The sequence below is a fragment of the Labrenzia sp. THAF191a genome (assembly GCF_009363335.1).
Taxonomy (GTDB): Bacteria; Pseudomonadota; Alphaproteobacteria; order Rhizobiales; family Stappiaceae; genus Roseibium; species Roseibium algicola.
The window spans coordinates 385,148-405,356 of record NZ_CP045335.1; the positions used below are offsets into that span (position 1 = coordinate 385,148).

Sequence of the window (20,209 nt, forward strand, 5' to 3'; positions counted from 1 at the left end):
GGGCGATCAGTTGGTGCGCTCGGCTTCCTTTCGGGTGCGGTCCGCAAAATCCTTCAAGGTTTCCGTGACATCACGCTGACCAAGGGCCATGGCCTGCCACATGTCGTATTCGGTTGCGCGCATCCAGGTGACCACCGGCGGGCGCGGACGGCCACGGGCGAAGTCCAGCTGGTCGATCGCAACCGTGATGCCGGGCTTGTCCTGAACGGCGGCGGCGGCCAGCGGCTGTTTGGCGGTATTCTTGTTGATCGGCATGTAGCCGGTGCCGGAGAACCAAGTGGCGTTGGACTCAGGTGATGCGGCAAAGCTGATGAACTTGTAGGCGGCGTCCTGGGTTTCCTTGTCGGCTGACGACAGAATACCGATACCTGCCCCACCGATCGGCACGGCGCACACCTTGTTGCAAGGCATCGGACGAACGGCAAGGTTATCGCCGAGCGCCTTCTTGGAGCGGCCGTAGTTGCCGGTTGAATTCAGCATGATGCCGACCTTGCCGGCCAGGAAGGCATCCCTGCCGTTGTTTTCCTTGGTCACGCCGTCGGCAGAGGCAACCTTGTGCTCATGCACCAGCGAGGCCATCCATTCATAGGCTTCGATCGTGTTCGGGCTGTCGATCAGGATCTCGCCGGTCTTGCTGTCGATCAGGTCACTGTCGTTATCCATGATGAGACCCCAGCGTGCGAACTGGCCCGGAGCGGCAATGCCCGTGATGCCTTCGTCGCCTAACTTCTCGGTGATCTGTTTGGATACCGCCAGAAGATCGTCGTAGGTCTTGAGCGCCGGTTCTTCGGCAAAGCCGGCCCGCTCGAAGATCTCCTTGTTGTAGTAGAGCACCGGCGTGGAGGAGTTAAACGGCACGATGTAGTTCTTGCCTTCAAAGACGCCGACTTCGCGGGCAAAATCGAACAGGTCGTCCTTTAGTGGGTCGTTGTCGACCTTTTCGGTCAGATCCAACAGCACGCCGCGGTCAGCGAAGAGACCATACCGGGTGACTTCCATGATCACCGCGTCCGGCGCCCGGCGCGCCGGGATGGCAGCCTGTAGCTTGGCGACGATATCATTGTAGTTGCCGATGAACTGGGCATCGATCTTGATATCAGGGTTGGCAGCCTGAAAGTTCTCAATGATCTCGCCAAGCGCTTCGCCGCCGCTACCATCGAAGCTGTGCCAGAATTCAACCGTGACTTCCGCCTGCGCGGCACCGACGCTGCCAGAAAGACCTATCAGGCCAGCCAACAGCACTTTCTTCAAATTCTTCAACATGGAGTCATCCTTGTCAGAGTGAACTATTTCCGTTTGCGCACGAGACTTTGCCGCCGGTTCCAACGGCGGTCTTTTTTGGTTTGTTCAGCGATTTCCGTGTCCAGCCCTGCTTCCGGGACAGGGCAGGTCTGCTGGCGAACTCATCTGCGCCAGCGTGGCGGCAGCGATTGACGAAATGCCTTGAATTCCTCCAGGGACCGGATCGATCTACCGCCATCGATACCGGCCAGATCGAGAATGACCGCGTTGGCAATGGTCATCGGCACGACCAGTGACTGGGATTCGCCCGCCTCACCGCGCGAGGCGCAGATCTGATGATCGGGCGCGGGGTCGAACCGGGCTGCGAGCAGGTCCGTCAGCGCCAACCTTCTCGCGCCGCGCATGGACGCAATCCCGTTCGCATCGCTGATTTGCTGTGAAGGGCGGCGGAAGGCGAGCAGCCAGACGACATCGTCCGGTGAAAGCCTGTTCAGCATCTCGGCAAAGTGATGGGTGCGGTCGCCAAGGTCGGCGGCATCATAGCCGGATCGCTGCAAGCGCAGGGCAATCAGCGAGGACAGGCTCGCGGCATGACCGCGACCGAAAATGAAGATCTTGCGGGCATCGCGCAGGGCTTCGGAGAAGGCGCGGATATCGCTGTCGGGGACGGCGGTACGCAAGGCCTCGAGGGCGGCGATTTCACTGTCGAGCACGGACGACAGCACTTGCCCTTCTTCCGCCCGCACCAGCCGGGCTGCCATGCGGGCGGCCGGGTTCTCGAAGTCGTTGCCTTCCTCAACCAGATTTGCCTGCAGGTAGGCTCGAAATTCCGGATAACCTTCAAAGCCGAGCCGCTTGGCCAGACGCACCGCTGCGGCGGGATGCACCCCCGCGCGAAGGGACACTTCCTTGCCGTTTTCGATGGCGGCACGGATCGGGTCCTTGACCAGCACATCGAGTAGACGGGTATCGGAGCCCGTCAGCCGGGAGGCGTTGCGGGTGATGAGATCGGACAGGAAACCGGAGGATGGCACAGGTTTTGACATGCCATCGTTCTAGTTTTGCAATTTGAATTGCAGGCTACAGTTCGATGAAATTTTTATTACAAACCCTGGAGCCGGTACAGACGCCGGTACAGGCGCATGCACCGTCGGGCAGCCGCCGTTCAGCCAACTCAGGCCTTCCGTTGCAGTTTGAACCGCGAGACGAATTCAGCAGCAAGGGACGCGTCTCCCGACACCTCGACCACGCCTTTGGCGTTCAGATCCGCAAGCGGAACTGAGCCATAAACGGCTGAAGCCATCCGGTTGCCGTTGCCGGAAAGCACAAAGGGCGCGTCAGGACGGGAAACCGCCTTGGTGTGAACCTTGCCGGAGATCAGCTGCATCTCGAATGCCTCGCCCTTGAAATCGAACCCGGCAAGTGCGTCTCTTTGCGCCGCGGCCTCCGGAACGACGTTGACACCCATGGAAATCATCAAGGCAGACGGGCTGATGAAACGCGTCGGATCGTGACCGGGCACCAGCAACGCCCACCGGCACAGCGATTCCAGCACGGGCAGCAGAGCCTGGCCCGCCGCCGTCAGCGAATACACCCCCAGCCGCTCGTCGTGTTCGATGACATCGACCTCTACGAGCTGTGCAAGACGGCCGGTCAGAACACTCGCGGTTATGCCCGGCAACCCGGCGCGGATCATCTGAAAGCGTTTTGCGGAAAACATAAGCTCGCGCACGACGAGCAGAGCCCACCTGTCGCCTATTAGGTTCAGGGCGTGGGCGGCCAGGCACCCTTCGTCATAACGAAGGCGCGTTGTTGTTTTTGTCTCTTTGGTCATTTTTTCATACTGGCAGTTGTTTTTTCATACTAACGCTGTCACGATAATGCTGCAACCGGGATGTTCCCATCATCCCGACAAAAAGGAGGAAATGATCGCCATGTCCTATTTCACAGGTGCGGTAGCGGCTGTTCCGGCCGCAAACAAGCAGAAATATGCCGACCACATCGCCGCTGCCTGGCCTCTGTTCAAATCCTACGGCGCCACCCGCATGGTCGAAACCTGGGGTGTTGATGTTCCGAAGGGCAAGGTTACGGACTTCTACGGCGCCGTCGATGCCAAGGAAGACGAGGCAATCGTGTTTTCCTGGATCGAATGGCCGGACAAGGCTGCTGCCGATGCTTCCTGGGAAAAGATGCAGAACGACCCTGCCATGAAGGAAATTCCGGAAATGCCGTTCGATGGCAGCCGGATGATCTTCGGCGGATTTGCCCCTGTCTACGAGGCAGGCAGACACAGCGATGCTGGCTATTATCAGGGGTTTCTGCTGGCGGTGCCCGAAACGAACAAGAAGGCCTACACCGAGATGGCGGACGAAGGCTGGAAGATGTTCGAGAAATTCGGCGCACTCGGGATGATCGAAAACTGGGGCACGGATGTACCGCGCGGCCAGAAGACCGATTTCTACCGGGCCTCCAAGGTTGAAGACACCGAAGTGCCCGTCTTCAGCTGGGTTGCCTGGCCGGACCGCGCCACATGTGATGCCGCCGCCAAAGAAATGGAAGCGGGGATGGCCGATATGGACATGTCCGCAATGCCCTTCGACGGAATGCGGATGATGTGGGCCGGCTTCGATCCGCTCTTCGACTCGGAGAAAGCCGCATGACCCTTACCCTCTACACCTTCGACTGGCTGCCGGAGTTTCCACGCGGGTTCGTGCGGGATCTACGGGTCCGCTGGGGCCTGGAGGAGATTGGTCGCAGCTACCAGGTTGCGACAGTACCCGCACACCCCAAGAGCGCCGAACACCGCAAGCTGCAGCCATTTACGCAAGTGCCCGTAATCCAGGACGGTGAGCAGACGCTTTTCGAAAGCGGAGCGATCCTTGTCTACCTTTGCGAAGGCACCCCGTTGCTGCCGGACGACCGCAAAGCGGAAATCTGGCAGTGGCTGTTCGCCGCGCTGAACACGGTTGAATTGTCGGTGATGCACTGGGTCAGCATGATACTGGCCGAGCGGGTCCCGGAATTCTTCGGCCCTCCTCCGGCAGCCGACGTCAAAGCTCACGCCAAGTCAGACATGGATACCAAGCTGACTGCGCTACAGCAGGCTCTGGGCGACAAGGAGTGGCTCGCCGGTGACTTCTCCGTCGCCGACATCGCGATGGTAGAAGTGCTGCGCGTGGTCGCGGCCGAAGAGGCCCTTGATGCCTATCCGCAACTTGCAGCCTATGTCGAACGGGCAACATCCCGCCCTGCTTTCAAGAAGGCCATGGCAGATCACATGCAGCATTGGCAGGCGGCGGACGCCGAACAAGCGAGACGCAACACGGGCTGACGCTGGTTCTTCCGCAAACAATGTCATGTCGCCCCTGGATCTTTGAGTACAGACATCCGGGGCGACGGTATAACTCCAGGACTGGAAACAATGTCGATTGCAAAGAACACAATTTGCCTCTGGTACGAAAAAGACGCCGAGGCCGCAGCACGATTTTATGCTGAAACCTTTCCAGACAGTGCCCTGAAAGCCGTCAACCACGCGCCCGGCGACTATCCGTCCGGGAAAGAGGGCGACGTTCTGACCGTCGAATTTACCGTGCTGGGCATTCCCTGTCTCGGCTTGAACGGTGGCCCCACATTCAAGCACAGCGAAGCGTTCTCTTTCCAGGTTTCGACCGAGGATCAGGAAGAAACCGACCGTTACTGGAACGCCATTGTCGACAATGGCGGCGAGGAAAGCGCCTGCGGCTGGTGCAGGGACAAATGGGGCATTTCCTGGCAGATCACCCCGCGCACGCTGATGGAAGCCCTGGCTGCCGGCGGCGGCGAAGCAAAGCGCGCCTTTGGCGCAATGATGGAGATGAAGAAAATCGACGTGGCTGCCATCGATGCGGCCCGCCGGGGCGGCTGATCGTACCCGAGTGGCCGGACATTTTGTGAACCAGCCCTGTAATTTCGAGAAGTCCGATATGAAGAAATCACTATTAGGTGCAGCTGCAACGTTGCTGATCACAAGCCTTGCGCAGGCAGACACCGTTACCGTGAACGGTCACGACGTCTATTACGAAGTTCACGGGGACCTGGAGACCGGCGAAACGCCGGTTCTCCTCCTTCACGGCGGCATGCAGAGTATCGCCTCAAGCTTTGGCGCCTTCATCCCTGAACTTGTCGAGGACCGGCCAGTGATTGGCGTCGAGCAGCAGGGGCACGGACACACGCCTTTGAATGACGAACCAATCACCCTGGAGACCATGCGCATTGATACCATCGGTGTGCTTGATGCCTTGTCAGTGGAAAAGGTTCATGTCGTCGGGTTCTCGGCGGGTGGCATGCTGGGACTTGACCTTGCGGTCAACATGCCGGACCGACTGGCCTCTCTGACAAGCATTTCCGGCAGCGCCTCGCCAGACGGCTTTGTGCCCGGCATCATCCGGATGCAGAAGGACCCGGACTATGTGCCGCCGGCCGAAGTTCTGGCGATGATGCCGAGCGAAGAGGAATTTGCGGAGATGTTCGCCGAGATTGCGGCCGTGAACCCGGGAGGTGCCGAGGCCGCGCCGGTGACGATGCAAAAAATGAGCAGGTTCATAACCACGGACTGGGGATGGACAGAGCAACAGGTCGCGGCAATTCCCGTGCCGTCGCTGATCATGAACGGTGACAACGACTTCATCCTGGCAGAGCATGCGCTCTATCTGTCAAAAACCATTCCTGCCGCCCGCCTGGCAATCCTGCCCGGAACCACGCATATGAACATTCTGAAACAACCGGAACTCAAACCGATGATCAGAAAATTCATCGATGACATGGATAGCCAAGCCGGCGAATGAGGTTTCCTACAGCAATAGCCGAATACCAGCTTCCTTGAGCATGATCTCGGAAACCTCAAAACTGTGATCGAGCTTGCCGTCATGCGATGGTCTGGGCGGGCATTCCACACAGGACAGCCCGCTTTGAATGATCGCTCTCGCGCAGTCCGCACAGGGAAACCGGTTGACGTAGAGGGTGCAACCGGCAAGCGCTACACCGGCGCGGGCTGCGTTGTAGATCGCATTGCGTTCGGCGTGTTCCACCCAGAAGAACTTTTCACCGCTCGGGCGGTCGAGACGGGTTTCGTCCGTTCCGGAGACCCCGCGCGGCAGGCCGTTGTAACCTGTCGCGCGGATTTCCTGGCCAGGCCCGACAATGACTGCGCCCACCTTGAAGTCGCGATCTTCAGACCATTGTGCGATGTGATCGCAGAGCCCGAGAAACCGGTTGCGCCATTTGCCGGATTTGCTGTCCAATGTGCTTCTCCTAGCCTGCAAACAGGTAGCTGGTCTTGACCGTGGTGAAGAATTCCGCCGCGTAGCGGCCCTGTTCACGTGGTCCAAAAGACGATCCCCTGGTGCCGCCGAAGGGAACGTGAAAATCAACACCGGCGGTCGGCAGGTTGACCATCACCATACCGGCCCTGACACGCCGCTTGAAGTCGCGGGCATGTTTCAGGCTTGTGGTGCAGATACCGGCTGACAGGCCGAAATCGGTGTCGTTTGCAACTGTAATGGCTTCCTCGAAGTCGGCCACCTTGATGACGGATCCGCATGGACCGAAAATCTCTTCCCGGTTGATGCGCATGGAATTGGTCGTCTCGAGAAACAGTGCCGGGGCCTGAAAATAGCCGGGCACGGCAAGTTCGAGCCGCTCGCCGCCAATCACCTTTGCGCCTTCTTTCCGGGCGAGGTCCACATAGGCAAGGTTCGAAGAGAGCTGTTTTTCGTCGACCACCGGTCCAATCTGGGTAGCGGGATCAAGCGCATCCCCGACCTTCAAGGCCAGCATTGCTGTTTGCAGTTTCTCAACGAAAGCGTCGTGAATTCCCGCCTGCACGATCATGCGCGAGGACGCGGTGCAGCGTTGGCCGGTGGAAAAGAACGTCCCGTTCAAGCATGCGGAAACGGCGACATCCAGATCGGCGTCATCCAGCACCACCATCGGGTTCTTGCCGCCCATTTCAAGCTGGCATTTGCGTTTAAGCCGTCCGCACACTTCGGCAATATGGCTTCCCGTGGCAACGGACCCGGTGAAGGAAACCGCATCGACATCCGGGTGGGTGACGATGGCCTCGCCAACAACAGAACCGCGCCCCATGACCAGGTTGAAGACACCGGGTGGACAGCCGCATTCATCCAGCAGAGTTGCGATCACATGAGCGCAGCCCGGCGTCAGATCCGCCGGTTTCAAAACGACGCAATTGCCATAGGCCAGCGCAGGTGCCGCCTTCCAGGCCGGAATGGCGATGGGAAAGTTCCACGGGGTGATCAGGCCGATCACACCGACCGGCTCACGCGTAACCTCAACGTCGATGTCGGGCCGCACGGAGGCCTGCATATCGCCGGTCACGCGCAGCGCTTCACCGGCAAAGAACTTGAAAACCTGGGCGGCGCGCATGGTTTCGCCGATGCCTTCCGCCAGCGTCTTGCCTTCCTCGCGCGACAGCAGGCGGCCATATTCTTCGGCCCGTTCCGCCAACTTTCGCCCAACCGCTTCCAGCAGATCATGGCGTGTCTGCGGCGTTGCCGCTGCCCAGCCTGGCGCGGCCTTGCGCGCTGCCGTGACGGCGGCATCGACATCGTCAACGCTTCCCTGGGCATAAAGGCCGACGACATCATCGGTGTTCGAAGGATTGCGGTTTTCGGAATAGGTGTTGGAAGGCAGCCATTTGCCGCCGATCAGATTGTCGTGCTTTGTCATTGGAATTCCGGTTTCAAAGGGTTTCGGCAATGCGGTCGAGAGACCCGCGTGCGCCATCGTCCAGTTGTTGAAAGGGAGGCAGGACACGGTTCCAGGTACTTTCATCAGCGCGCCGGCCGACAAGATATTTGACCGCCGGAACCAGCGGATGGGCAGCAATGTCCGCCCGTATGCTGGCGACCCGGCCAGCCACTGCCTCGTTTGCAGGATCCTGCAGGAGCCGTGCACAAAGGGGCGCGCTGATGTTCACGGTGGCGGAAATGCACCCTGCAAACCCGGCTCCAGGCCCTTCCGCGAGCGCCGTTTCAGAACTTGGGAACACCTTCAGGTCTGGCAGCCGCCGGACAAGCTCCCGGCAATAGTCGAGATCGCCGGAAGAATCCTTGATGCCCGTGAACCTTTTCGGATGGGTCTTTGCCAGACACTCGACGACATCCGCGGGTATCTTCAAGCCCGTCATCTGCGGGAAATTATAGAAATAGATCTCGATCGGTGTCGCGCCGAGTGCCCGGTCCAGCGCTTCGTACCAGGCAACCAGCCCCTCCTCGGTGACAGGCTTGTAGTAGAACGGCGGCAGGACCAGCGCGACGCCATAGCCCATGTCGGCAGCTGCGCGCGTGAGGTCCAGCGTGTCCTCAAGCGACGTCAGACCCGTGCCGACCATAAGACGGCTCGTGTCAAAGGCCTCGGCCGCCCAGGCCATCACCTTCTTGCGATGGGCCAGACCGAGAGAATTCGCCTCACCGGTCGTTCCCAGGATGTTCAGGGCATCGCACCCGTTGGCCAGCGCCCAGGCGCAATGTTCCAGAAAGGTATCTTTCACCGGTGCGCCATGCGCATCGAGCGGTGTCGGCACCGCCGCAACTATCCCCTTCATGTCGTCTGTTCCTCAAAATCACGTTTGAAAAAATCCCGCACCGCAGGGTGGTCCCGGAAAGGCGTATCGCCCCTGGTCCAGCCACCCGGCGAAACCAGCCCTCCGTCCGGACCCTGGAACACATCCTTGTTGATCTCGATGAACGCCCGGTCCGCACCGGTCACCTCGTCGTCGTAGCGGATCGCGTCGACAGGGCAGATGCTCTCGCACATGCCGCATTCGATGCATTCTTCGGGGTGGATGTAGAACATCCGCTCGCCTTCATAGATGCAGTCGACCGGACAGGACGTGGTGCAGATCCCGTCCTTCACATCAATGCATTCGCTCTTGATGATCAGCGCCATCTTGATCTCTCAACTTATTTGCCTTGCCAGACCGGCGCGCGCTTTTCCCGGAACGCCCGAACCCCTTCGAGGGAATCCTCGGATGTGAGAGCGGCGATCAGTTCGGGAGACCGCACGGCCTGTGCCTGGTCGGGCGGCATTTCACCGGTTTCGCGTACCGTGGCCTTGATCGCCTGCACGCAAAGCGGCGCACTTGCCAGAATGTCGGCAATCCAGCGGTCCACTTCCGCATCGAGTTCGTCCTGCGGCACGACGGCATTGACGAGCCCGTAGCGCTCCATCTCCACAGCGCTTGCCATCCGGCCGGTCATCATCAGACCGACAGCGATATTGCGGGGGACGAGACGCTGAAGCAGCGTCATCCCGCCTGCCAGCGGAAGGTTGCCCACCTTTGCTTCGGGCAAGCCGAACCTGGCCGTATCGCTGGCAATCACGATATCGCAGCCAAGAACCATTTCCATGCCGCCGCCGAGCGCAAGACCGTTGACGCGGGCAATCACCGGCACCTTCAAGGATCGCCTCAGGGCGATGCCGCCGAACCCCAGCGGGTTTGCGGACGCCCAATATTCAAGCCCACTCAGTCCGTTGCTGTCCTTCAGGTCCGCACCGGCGGAAAAGGCACGTTCACCCGAACCGGTCAACACCACGCAGCGCACGGTCTGATCGGCTTCGATCTTCCGCCAGATGGTTTCCAGCTCGTCCGAAGTTGCCCTGTCGACCGCGTTCATGCGCTCCGGGCGGTCTATGACAACCCGGGCGACATGGTTTTCGAGGGTGAAAAGGACACTCATTCCGCCGCCCCTGCCACCTGTTGCAGGCCGAACTCCGCAATGACTTCGTCGGTGTGTTCGCCCAGGCGCGGCGGCGCGTGCCGCAGTTTCAGGGGGGCTTCACTCAAGTGCACGGGTGACCCCACGACCCTCAAGGGGCCAAGGACCGGATGGTCGAAATCCAGCAGCATGCCGTTGATGGCAGTCTGCGGGTCTTCGAGTGCCTCTCCGAGCGCCCGCACGGGTGCGCAAAGCAGGTCCTGCTCTTCCAGCCTGGCGATCCAGTGCGCCGTCGTGTCCGTTGCGAAGACGGCCCGGAACCGGTCCTGCAGATAGGGCTTGTTGGCACGCTGGCTGGCGAGATCCGGATAGGTGGGTGAAAGGTCCTCAATGCCAAGCGCGGTGCAGATGTCGCGCAGCGGATTTGCCTTGAAGGCACCGACCACCACCAGAGCACCGTCGGTGGTGTCGAAGACACCGGTCAAGGGCATGGCAGCCCAGTTCAGCACTTCACGATGCTTGGTCCACTGTGCGGCTTCCTGCATCTGCATCGCGATCATGGAATCGTAGAGCGACACGGAAACACGCTGGCCACGGCCGGTCTTCGTCCTTGCCAGCAAGGCCGCCAGAATGCCCTGAACCAGGTGCATGCCTGCCGTATAGTCGCACAAGGTTGTGGGATAGATGGACCGCTCGATCGACGGGTCGGCGGTCTTTTCCATGACACCACTCATTGCCTGGGCCAGAACGTCCTGCCCACCCTTGTGGGCATAGGGGCCCTTCTCGCCAAACCCCGTTCCGGATGCACAAATGATGCGGGGATTGATCGCCTTGAGCGCCTCATAGCCGAAGCCCAGACGGTCCATGACACCGGCGCGGAAATTGTCGACGACCACGTCCGCGTTGCGCACCAGATCGTACACCATCTGCTTGCCCTCATCGGACTTGGTGTCGATCTCGACAGACCGCTTGTTACGGTTCAGCGACGAGAAGACGGCGTTGTTCATGCCCTCTTCCGACCGCACGTCGAAGAAGTGCCGCGACAGGTCGCCTGCACCGGGGCGCTCGATCTTGATGACGTCCGCGCCGAAGTCGGCCAGCATCTGGGTTGCACATGGCCCCAGCATGACCTGGGTGAAGTCCAGAATGCGGACACCGGAGAGTGGGAAAGCTTGGGTATTCACGTTTGTTATCCTTTTTATTCTGCAGCGACGGTGCCTTCGACGAGCGCATTTGCTGATGGGATGTCGCCGGGGTCGGCGCCCTGGGCACGCATGCGTTTCTGGATCGTGGCAACGTCGGCGTCGCGCAGTGCACAGTTCTGTTCCAGAGCGACCGCAACGGCGACGCCCGCGGCTTCGCCCTGCGCCATGCACGGCGGTATTTCCCGCGAAAGCTTCTGGGCTTCGCTTTCAACCGAGTAGTGGCGGCCAGCAACGATCATGTTGTCGATGCCCTTGGGCAGCAGGGCCCTGTAAGGCGTGTAGTAGTCCCTGCCCCGGCAGACGCTGTCGGAGAAATGACGGCGGGAGCGCACGTCATCGCGGGTGACCACATATTCGCCCTGCAACAGACGGGTCTGGCGAATGCCGAGTTGTTCCGCGGCACCCAGCATCTTGGCGTTTTCGAAACCGGGCAGATTGGCGCGCACGAAGGCGAGCAGCTTCATCATGCGCTCGCGGCCTTCGACTTCCGCCGCCAGCATGTGTTCCGGCGACAGACCGTCATACCCCGGCATGTGCGGGCAGTTGCACCAGACGATGCCCGGCAGCGGCGTCTTCAGCCACCACATGCCCCAGGCGCCACCGATCACCCGGCGCACCTGACGGTCCAGGGCCTTGTATTCTTCCGGATTTTCGAACTCGAAGGCTTCTGCCTTGTCCGTGTCGACGTCGCACAGGCGGAACACGGTCGTGACGATGTACTGTCCGGTCTGGAAAGACGCCCCTGCGGACGATGCAACATCCAGATCGCCGCTGGCATCGATCACCATCTTCGCCTTGATCGCCTGACGGCCAAGCTTGGTCTGGCAGATCACGCCGGTCACACGGCCGTCTTCCACCATTGCTTCGGAAAACCACGAATGCAGGCGCAAATTGACACCTGCCTCACGAGCCAGGTCGAGGCTCACCCGTTTCCAGCAATCGGGGTCGAAGGCAACTGCGTGAATGATCGGCTGAGGCATGCCGGTCTGATGAAAATCGATGCAGCCCCAACGGGACCACTTCTTCCACACTTCCCAGTTGGTCAGGCAATCTTCCGGCGGCGGAAAAACTGCGCCATCCTGAGCCGACATCCGGTCGACGAATTCGTTGACGATGCCCGTCGTGACGATTTCATTGCCCTCGTTGACCATGTCGTCGAGCACCAGAACCATTCCGCCGGAGGCCATGCCGCCAAGGTGATGGTAACGCTCGAGCAGGGTCACCGAGCAGCCGTTTCTGGCAGCCGATACGGCGGCACTCAGGCCGGCGGGGCCACCGCCGATGACGACCACGTCGCAGTCTGCGACGACCGGAACCTGCTCATTGCGGGTCAAGGAAATCTGCGTTGTGTTGGTGCTCATTTCGGCGCACTCCTCCCGTTGGGCCGCCAAGCGACGGCCCGGTTTCAGTTAAGATTTTCGTTTGGTTCAGATCCGCTTCACCACCGCACGATCATGCGTTCGGCAATGGAAACAGCGGCAAACATCAGCACCGACAGGCCCGACGACAGGAAGACTGTCGCGTAGAGCAAGGCGGAGCGGAAATTGAACGTTGCATCGATGATCAACGCACCCAGCCCGACATCCGCGCCAACCCATTCCCCGACGATGGCGCCGATGACACAGGTGGTGGCCGCGATCTTCAGTGCCGAAAACAGGAACGGCAGCGAAGACGGCAGGCGGATCTTCCAGAACACTTCCGACTTGGAGGCGGACAGGATCCGTGCCAGCTCCAGCGCCTGAGGGCTGACCGACTGCAGGCCGCGCACCATGTTGACCAGTGTCGGGAAGAAACAGATCAGGGCAGCGATGACGACCTTTGCGGTCAAGCCGGCTCCGAAGATCAGAACCAGGATCGGGGCAATGGCCAGGATCGGAATGGTGTTGATGAACACCGCGATCGGGAAGAACGCCCGCTCCACCATCCGGCTGTGCACGAAGGCGATCGCGATCAGCACTGCAGCCACGTTGCCGACGACAAAGCCGAGCACGCTTTCGAACAGTGTTGGCCAGAAGTTCCGCATCAACTGCGGAAATTCGGTCACCAGCGTTGTCGCGACTTCGCTCGGAGCCGGGGCGATGTAGCTCGGCACTCCAAAGGCCCGGACGCCGATTTCCCAGGTGGCGATCAGGCCGACCGCAGTCAGCACCGGGGTCGCGACAGCAGTCAGCCGTGCCCTGCGCGCCATGGCCTTTTCGGCAGCGTCATCATCCACCGGCATGCCCATCGTTTCGTCGACGGCAGTCATCAGCACGCCTCCAGAAGTTTGCGCAAATGCGCGGAGTATCGGGTGAATTCCGCCGTATCCCGCAACTCGGTGGTGCGCGGATATGGCAGATCGATATCGACGATCTCGTGCAGGCGGCCCGGATGCGCCTTGAGCATCAGCACCTTCTGCCCCAGAAAGACCGCTTCCGGGATCGAGTGGGTTACGAACAGGATCGTCACGCCGGTTTCCTCCCAGACCTTCAGAAGCTGAAGGTTCAGGTGGTCGCGGGTCATCTCATCGAGCGCACCGAAGGGCTCGTCCATCAGCAACAGCTTCGGCTTGCAGACCAGTGCACGGGCAATCGCCACACGCTGACGCATGCCTCCGGAAAGCTCGTGCGGCAGTGCGTGTTCGCGGCCCTTGAGACCGACCAGCTCAAGCAACTCCATCGGCGACTTGTCGCTGACGGGGATCTGGATCCCGCGGCTCTGCCCCATTTCCAGGGGAAGCTGGACGTTCTCCAATGCCGTGCGCCAGGGCAGCAGCGTCGCGTCCTGAAACACGAAGGCAAATTCCCGTGCCAGACGGGCAGCCTCGGTCGTCTTGCCAAAGATCGACACGTCCCCGGATGCAGGCGGGATGAGATCAGACACCAGCCTGAGCAAGGTCGACTTGCCACAACCCGACGGACCAAGGATGGAATAGAAGGCTCCCGCCTCGATCTCCAGGCTGATGTCCTGGATCGCGGTGAACTGACCGAACTTGACCCAGGCATTGCGCAGGCTGGCTGCAGGCACCAATGTGCCTGCGTCCAGATTTTCCAATACCGCTTCCATGGCCTTAACCGACCTTCGGGCGGCTGTCTGCGGTGCTCTCCAGGACCGACAGCGTCATCACATCGTCGACGGCGGGCGCCCCGTTCGCGAATTGCTCGAGATTTTCGTAAGTCTCGATCTGGGCCTGCCAGTTTTCGCGTGTCATGGTGCCCCAGCCGTTTTCGGCGGTCTTTTCGTTGAAGGAATATCCGACCACCAGCGGCACCGCCTTCAATTCGCTTTCCCTGTCCAGGTTCGGCAGGCGCTCGACCAGATAGTTGACGGCTTCTTCCTGATTCTCACGAACCCAGCCCCAGCCGCGCGAGATGGCGCGGATCATGGCCTGCACCTTGTCGCCATGCTCGTTCAGCACAGTGTCCGTGGTGTAGAAGGGGTTGGCATAAAGCTGGATGCCCGCATCCCACAGAGACATGTCGACACGCTGGTCCCCAAGGATCGAAAGCGCGTTGACGTTTGTCTTCCAGCCGGTAATCGCATCGACCTGCCCCGTCAGCAGCGGCGCCATGTCACTGCCGATGACCTTCAGTTCAACCTGGGCCTCGGATATGCCGTTCTTGGCCAGAAGCGCGCGGAACAGGATCCGTCCGGTCGCCTGGGTGCCGATGGTCTTGCCGATCATGTCCTGCGGCGTCTTGATCGGGTTCTTCTTGAGCGAGAAATACGTGTAGGGGTGCTGCTGGTAACCGGCGGCAATACATTTCACCGGAATGCCCGCCGAGCGCGCCAGCATGAGAGAGGGGCTGGAAGACACCTGGCCGAGATTGGACCGCCCGGAAGCGACGGACGCCACACCATCGACATTCGGCCCCCCCGGCACGATTTCGAATTCAAGACCTTCTTCCGCGAAATAGCCCAGCTTGTCGGCCGCGATTTCTCCCAGGTTGCCGTTACCGGCCAGCCAGCCGAGCTGCATGGAAACCTTGAAGGTGTCCTGAGCAAAGCCTGGTACGATATTCACAAGTGTTCCGGCGCCTGCCAGACCAGCGCCTGCGGCCATGGTCTTGAGCATCGAGCGGCGGTTCAATCCATTCGAGAATAGGTATGACATACTGTTGGTCCCCCTCATTTGAGATTGGGCGGTTTGTGGCCGACTGTTCCCCTTGCCGACTTCACAGTGAACTCTAACGGGAAGATGCACGGTGCAAAAAGTGCAAAAACATGCTAACGGTGATGCATAAAATGCACCGCACTTTGTGATGCACTGTTTGCCACTCTGTCCGGGGGGACATCGTGCATTCGAATTTTCTGCGTTATTTCGACGAAGTCGCCCGCCAGGGCTCCATCCGCAAGGCATCTGCGGTTTTGAACGTGTCTTCCACCACGGTGAACCGGAAGATCATCAGCACCGAGAACGAGATGGGCGTTCGCCTGTTCGAGCGCACCCCCGAAGGCGTGACGCTGACCGATGCCGGGGCCATCGTCCTGGAACACTGCCGCAAGACGCTGCAGGACTATGAACGCACCCGCACCATGCTGGACGATATCCGCGACCTTCGGTCCGGGCACCTCAACATTGCCGCCATCGATTCCGTAACCTACGGGCTGTTGCCTCGTATCCTGCTCGACTTCAACCGGATCTATCCGCAGGTCACCTATTCGATCACCACCGCGCAGCCGGACGAGATCATCACCGCTGTCGCGGGCGGAATTGCCGATATCGGCATTACCTTCACCTTCGATCTGCATCCAAACGTTCGGGTAATTTCCGATAAGACCGCGCCGATCGGCATCATCATGCGATCCGACCATCCCTTCGCGGGCCGAACAAACCTCGCCATAGAGGAACTCTCCGGCCAGAAAATGGTGCGCACCGTAGATGCGCGCGGTCGCAATTCGATCATCGACCAGGCAATCTCGGGCATGTCCTCCGCCCTCTCGACCAACTGCTTTACCGACACCTTGCACGTGGCAAAACAGATGATCCTGGCCGGCCGAGGCCTCGGCCTTTACACCAAGATCGGTTTCATTGACGAAATCGACCAGGGCATTCTCCGGTTCGTGCCACTGATGCATGACATCCTGTCCAACCTGCGCATTGGCGTCGTCATGTCCGCTTCTTCCGGCATCTCGCCGCCCGAACGGTTGCTCGGCAACGAAATCAAGCGCGCCCTCACCCAGCTGCGGCTGGATTCATGAGTTTGCAAGGACACTGCCGGCGGCCTGCACTCTGTCTGCCGGATGGTTCAAATCGGTCTTACGTACCGGCGCAGTGAAACAGCAATTGTAATTATCGAAAAAAGCGATACAAATAGCTGTTCCAGATTCACAGCCGGGGACAACCCATGCGCGCAAATTTTCTGATCGTCGATCCCGTCAAGGACAAGATCGCCATGAAGGCGATCGCTTCCCAGCCTCGCCTGCACCTGTTGCAGGAGCTGGTACGGACACCCGGGATGAACATCAACGCGCTTTCGGAAGCTTCCGGCATGCCGCAATCCTCCGTGTCCACCCACATCCAGGTTCTGGAAGAAGCAGGCCTGGTGCGAACGGAAGTGCAGCGGGCGAAGAAGGGCAGCCAGAAGACGACCTTCGCCATCTACGATGAGATCATCCTGGCCTTCCGCTCGTCGGAAGAACGCATCGAGCCGAACCAGATCGAAGTATCGATGCCGCTCGGCCTTTACACCAACAGCCTCGTCACAGCTCCTTGCGGCATCTGCTCGACAGAAGGGATCATCGGCCTTCTCGATGTGCCGGAAACTTTCATGGATCCGGAGCGGATGAAAACGGCTTTGTTGTGGTTTACCAGTGGCTTCGTCGAATATCAGTTCCCCAACAATGCCAAGCTGACTGGCAAGCAGATCGACGGTCTGGACGTTGTGATGGAGGTGAGTTCCGAGGTGCCGGGCACCATGAGCAACTGGCCCTCAGACATCGTCCTGTCGATCAACGGCAAGGAGATCGGCGTCTGGACGTCCCCGGGTGATTTCGGCGACAAGCGCGGGGCCTACACACCCGACTGGTGGAAGCTTTCCGGCTCGCAGTACGGCATGCTGAAGACCTGGAGTGTCGGCAGGAACGGCACCTTCGTGGACGGTCACAAGATCTCTGATGTCAAGACAGAAGACCTCCAGCTCGACGAACACCGGTCGGTTCGATTGAAGATCGAGGTAAAGGCCGAAGGACGGCACCCGGGCGGAATCAACGTCTTCGGCCGCGGTTTCGGCAATTACGATCAGGACATTATTTTGCGACTGCACACCCGCAATTGACCGAAACTGCACTTGAAAAGACGTCGGGACATTCACTTCTGGTTGCACCGCAACAACATTGTCCAGTTGACAATTTTCCCCAAGCTCGCATTCTTATCAGAAATAAAGATTCATATCGATTTATTCGATATATATTTCTGGGAGAATGCGAATGAAGGCACGCGTCACCGTGCATCGGGATTTCCGGATCAGTTCCATCGATGAGCGGCTCTATTCCGCATTCATTGAACACATGGGACGGGCGATCTATTCCGGCATTTATGAACCTGACCATCCGCAGGCCGATGCCAACGGCTTTCGCAAGGACGTGCTGAAATTCGTACAGGACCTCAGGATCCCGGCCATTCGTTACCCGGGCGGCAACTTTGTTTCCGCCTACAACTGGGAAGACGGCATCGGCCCGAAGGACAAGCGCCCCGTCCGCCTCGATCTTGCCTGGCGCAGCAAGGAAACCAACCAGGTCGGTATCGACGATTTCGCGATCTGGGCGGAACAGGCCGGCATCGAGATGATGCTGGCCGTCAACCTGGGTTCGCGTGGTCTGGAAGAGGCACGCAACTTCCTGGAATATGTGAATTTTCCCGGCGGCACCCAATGGTCCGACCTACGTCGTTCCAACGGCCGCGAGGATCCTTACGGGGTCAAGATGTGGTGCCTCGGCAACGAAATGGACGGCCCCTGGCAGATCGGCCACAAGGTCGCCACGGAATACGGCCGGCTGGCCAACGAGACGGCCAAGGCGTTCAAAGGCTTCGACCCGACGATCGAGGCGGTCGTCTGCGGCAGTTCAAACGACCGCATGCCCACCTATCCCGAATGGGAACGCGAAGTCCTGGAAGAGTGCTACGAGAACGTCGACTACATCTCTCTGCACAAGTATTTCGGCAACAAGAGCAAGGACACGCTCAACTACTTCGGCAAGATCGAGGAAACCGGCCGCTACATCCAGACCATTGGCGGTGTCATCGATTACGTGAAGTCCAAGAAGCGTGCGAAGAACGACGTCCATATCTGCTTCGATGAGTGGAATGTGTGGTACCACATCCGCGAGGACGACAGCCGCCGCATCAAGGAATGGGACTGGCCGGAAGCACCGCCGCTGCTTGAAGAGAACTACAACTTCGAGGACGCCCTCTTCGTCGCCGGCCTGCTCAACGAGTTCATCCGCCGCTCCGACCGTGTGCGTATTGCCTGCATTGCCCAGCTGGTCAACGTAATCGCCCCGATCCGGGCGGAAAAGGGCGGGCCCGCCTGGCGCCAGACCATCTATTACCCCTATCAGTTCGCGTCTCTTTACGGCCGCGGTGATGCGCTAAACGTTGCCGTGGATGCACCGACCTACGACTGCTCCGTTGCCGACGATGTCTGCTACCTCGACGTTGCCGGGGTACACGACAAGGCAGCAGGCACACTGACGCTTTTCGTCCTGAACCGGCATCTGACCGAAACGGCCGATCTCGACGTGTCCTTGACGGGTTTCGGCTCGCCGTCCCTGGCCGAACATCTGTCCATGGAAGGCTACGGCCTCAATGACACCAACGGTCCGGACAAGCCGGACAACGTGGTTCCCGGCAAGGGGACAGGCGTTGGCGTGGAGGATGGTCAGCTCAAGGGCAAGCTTGCGCCGCTTTCCTATAATGTCCTGCGGTTGAGCGTCGGCTGAGGGGATCCATGCAATGGGGGTTCAGCTTCGCAACATACGCAAGGTCTTCGGCCCGGTCGGGGTGATCCATGATGTCAGCATGGACATTCCGACGGGTGAATTCGCGGTCTTTGTCGGTCCATCCGGCTGCGGAAAATCGACATTGCTGAGGATGATCGCAGGCCTTGAGGACACAAGCGGCGGCAAGATCTCGATCGAAGGCACCGATGTGACCTGGCAGGAACCGGCCAAACGCGGCGTTGCCATGGTCTTCCAGTCCTATGCGCTTTATCCGCATCTTTCCGTCTTCGAGAACATGGCCTTTTCCATGCGTCTGAAACGGGCGCCGAAACAGGACGTGCACGACAAGGTGATGGAGGCGGCCCGCATCCTCCAGCTTGAGGAACAGCTGCAGAAGAAGCCGTCTCAACTGTCCGGAGGCCAGCGTCAGCGAGTTGCGATCGGACGGGCGATCGTGCGCCAACCCAAGGTGTTTTTGTTTGATGAGCCTCTGTCGAACCTGGATGCGGAGTTGCGCGTCCAGATGCGGCTGGAACTTGCCCGGCTGCACAAGCAGATCGGCGCGACGATGATCTATGTCACCCACGATCAGGTGGAGGCCATGACACTGGCCGACCGGATCTTCGTGCTGAAACAGGGTGTCGTGCAACAGGCTGGAAAACCACTCGATCTCTACGACGACCCCGACAACAAATTCGTCGCCGGTTTCATCGGATCGCCGGCCATGAACTTTCTGCCGGCAACAGTGCTCGGCCGGGAAGGCGATTGCCTGCGCATTGCCATCAACGGAACGGACGCAGTCCTGCTGGCGAAAGTTTCCGGCGATCTTCCGGCCGACAGCCGGATCACCGTCGGACTGCGTCCGGAACACCTGACCAGCGCGGACAAGGGCATTCCCGTGACCGTGGAAATGGCGGAGGACCTGGGAGGTGTTTCCTACCTGCACACGCATATGCCGGACGGCCGCGAGATCGTCGTTGAATGGCGCGGCAGCCGCCATGCCGGGGGCGGTGAGGCAATCAAGCTCACCTGCACACCTGAACAGGTTCTGGTCTTCAACGAGCAGGACCAGCGTATTCGGTAGACCTTCTGTCTGCCTGGTACCTTTGAACCGGCCTTGATGGG

At 59.8% G+C, this 20,209-nt stretch carries 21 protein-coding genes; 8 read left to right on the plus strand and 13 right to left on the minus strand.

What is annotated here, in order from left to right; genetic code table 11:
- Positions 1–6: 6 nt before the first annotated feature.
- The 3 genes from FIV05_RS30170 to FIV05_RS30180 all read right to left on the minus strand — a co-directional run bounded on the left by FIV05_RS30170 (position 7) and on the right by FIV05_RS30180 (position 3,076).
- Positions 7–1,263: an ABC transporter substrate-binding protein gene (locus tag FIV05_RS30170; RefSeq protein ID WP_152512308.1), complete on the minus strand. Its 1,257-nt coding sequence runs from the start codon at positions 1,261–1,263 to the stop codon at positions 7–9.
- A gap of 140 nt (positions 1,264–1,403) precedes the next feature.
- Positions 1,404–2,288: a MurR/RpiR family transcriptional regulator gene (locus tag FIV05_RS30175; protein WP_152512307.1), complete on the minus strand. Its 885-nt coding sequence runs from the start codon at positions 2,286–2,288 to the stop codon at positions 1,404–1,406.
- Between the two features lie 128 nt (positions 2,289–2,416).
- Positions 2,417–3,076, minus strand: coding sequence for a winged helix-turn-helix transcriptional regulator (locus FIV05_RS30180; RefSeq protein ID WP_152512306.1), 660 nt, complete (start codon positions 3,074–3,076; stop codon positions 2,417–2,419).
- A 100-nt stretch (positions 3,077–3,176) separates the two neighbouring features.
- On the opposite strand from FIV05_RS30180, the gene FIV05_RS30185 reads away from it, so the two are divergent.
- The 4 genes from FIV05_RS30185 to FIV05_RS30200 all read left to right on the plus strand — a co-directional run bounded on the left by FIV05_RS30185 (position 3,177) and on the right by FIV05_RS30200 (position 6,065).
- A complete protein-coding gene (locus tag FIV05_RS30185) occupies positions 3,177–3,902 on the plus strand; it encodes a DUF1428 domain-containing protein (protein WP_152512305.1) in 726 nt (241 codons plus the stop codon).
- Positions 3,899–4,573 carry a glutathione S-transferase family protein gene (locus FIV05_RS30190; RefSeq protein ID WP_152512304.1) on the plus strand — a complete coding sequence of 225 codons (675 nt, stop codon included), beginning with the start codon at positions 3,899–3,901 and terminating at the stop codon, positions 4,571–4,573. The genes FIV05_RS30185 and FIV05_RS30190 overlap by 4 nt, the downstream gene beginning before the upstream one ends.
- Positions 4,574–4,669: 96 nt before the next feature.
- Positions 4,670–5,146 carry a VOC family protein gene (locus FIV05_RS30195; protein WP_152512486.1) on the plus strand — a complete coding sequence of 159 codons (477 nt, stop codon included), beginning with the start codon at positions 4,670–4,672 and terminating at the stop codon, positions 5,144–5,146.
- 58 nt (positions 5,147–5,204) lie between these two features.
- Complete coding sequence (locus FIV05_RS30200; protein ID WP_173014014.1) at positions 5,205–6,065, plus strand: alpha/beta hydrolase; 861 nt, start codon at positions 5,205–5,207, stop codon at positions 6,063–6,065.
- Between the two features lie 6 nt (positions 6,066–6,071).
- Here the strand turns inward: FIV05_RS30200 and FIV05_RS30205 are convergent, their stop codons facing one another.
- The 10 genes from FIV05_RS30205 to FIV05_RS30250 all read right to left on the minus strand — a co-directional run bounded on the left by FIV05_RS30205 (position 6,072) and on the right by FIV05_RS30250 (position 15,257).
- Positions 6,072–6,521, minus strand: coding sequence for a deaminase (locus FIV05_RS30205; RefSeq protein WP_152507860.1), 450 nt, complete (start codon positions 6,519–6,521; stop codon positions 6,072–6,074).
- 10 nt (positions 6,522–6,531) lie between these two features.
- Positions 6,532–7,968 (minus strand): aldehyde dehydrogenase family protein, encoded by a 1,437-nt coding sequence (locus FIV05_RS30210; RefSeq protein WP_152512302.1) that lies wholly within the window; start codon positions 7,966–7,968, stop codon positions 6,532–6,534.
- Positions 7,969–7,981: 13 nt separating this feature from the next.
- Positions 7,982–8,845, minus strand: coding sequence for a dihydrodipicolinate synthase family protein (locus FIV05_RS30215; protein WP_152512301.1), 864 nt, complete (start codon positions 8,843–8,845; stop codon positions 7,982–7,984).
- Positions 8,842–9,189, minus strand: a complete 348-nt coding sequence (locus FIV05_RS30220; protein ID WP_023001405.1) for a ferredoxin family protein — start codon at positions 9,187–9,189, stop codon at positions 8,842–8,844. The genes FIV05_RS30215 and FIV05_RS30220 overlap by 4 nt, the downstream gene beginning before the upstream one ends.
- Positions 9,190–9,203: 14 nt before the next feature.
- A complete protein-coding gene (locus tag FIV05_RS30225; RefSeq protein ID WP_152512300.1) occupies positions 9,204–9,980 on the minus strand; it encodes an enoyl-CoA hydratase-related protein in 777 nt (258 codons plus the stop codon).
- On the minus strand, positions 9,977–11,143 hold the full coding sequence (locus FIV05_RS30230; protein WP_152512299.1) for a CoA transferase: 1,167 nt from the start codon (positions 11,141–11,143) through the stop codon (positions 9,977–9,979). The genes FIV05_RS30225 and FIV05_RS30230 overlap by 4 nt, the downstream gene beginning before the upstream one ends.
- A 14-nt stretch (positions 11,144–11,157) precedes the next feature.
- Positions 11,158–12,525, minus strand: coding sequence for an FAD-dependent oxidoreductase (locus FIV05_RS30235; RefSeq protein ID WP_152512298.1), 1,368 nt, complete (start codon positions 12,523–12,525; stop codon positions 11,158–11,160).
- 77 nt (positions 12,526–12,602) lie between these two features.
- Positions 12,603–13,412, minus strand: a complete 810-nt coding sequence (locus tag FIV05_RS30240; RefSeq protein WP_023001409.1) for an ABC transporter permease — start codon at positions 13,410–13,412, stop codon at positions 12,603–12,605.
- Positions 13,412–14,209 (minus strand): ABC transporter ATP-binding protein, encoded by a 798-nt coding sequence (locus tag FIV05_RS30245; protein ID WP_055660967.1) that lies wholly within the window; start codon positions 14,207–14,209, stop codon positions 13,412–13,414. The genes FIV05_RS30240 and FIV05_RS30245 overlap by 1 nt, the downstream gene beginning before the upstream one ends.
- Before the next feature lie 4 nt (positions 14,210–14,213).
- Positions 14,214–15,257 carry an ABC transporter substrate-binding protein gene (locus tag FIV05_RS30250; protein ID WP_152512297.1) on the minus strand — a complete coding sequence of 348 codons (1,044 nt, stop codon included), beginning with the start codon at positions 15,255–15,257 and terminating at the stop codon, positions 14,214–14,216.
- A gap of 182 nt (positions 15,258–15,439) precedes the next feature.
- Here FIV05_RS30250 and FIV05_RS30255 point away from each other — a divergent pair, with 182 nt between their 5' ends.
- From FIV05_RS30255 to FIV05_RS30270, 4 genes are all read left to right on the plus strand, one after another.
- The gene (locus tag FIV05_RS30255) at positions 15,440–16,345 is read left to right on the plus strand and encodes a LysR family transcriptional regulator (protein ID WP_055660965.1); all 906 of its coding nucleotides are present in this window, start codon (positions 15,440–15,442) and stop codon (positions 16,343–16,345) included.
- Positions 16,346–16,491: 146 nt separating this feature from the next.
- The gene (locus FIV05_RS30260; protein WP_152512296.1) at positions 16,492–17,421 is read left to right on the plus strand and encodes a winged helix-turn-helix transcriptional regulator; all 930 of its coding nucleotides are present in this window, start codon (positions 16,492–16,494) and stop codon (positions 17,419–17,421) included.
- Positions 17,422–17,572: 151 nt separating this feature from the next.
- Positions 17,573–19,084 (plus strand): alpha-N-arabinofuranosidase, encoded by a 1,512-nt coding sequence (locus tag FIV05_RS30265; protein WP_152512295.1) that lies wholly within the window; start codon positions 17,573–17,575, stop codon positions 19,082–19,084.
- A gap of 13 nt (positions 19,085–19,097) precedes the next feature.
- Entirely contained in the window at positions 19,098–20,168 is a 1,071-nt protein-coding gene (locus tag FIV05_RS30270; protein ID WP_152512294.1) for an ABC transporter ATP-binding protein, read from the plus strand.
- The last annotated feature ends 41 nt before the right edge of the window (positions 20,169–20,209 follow it).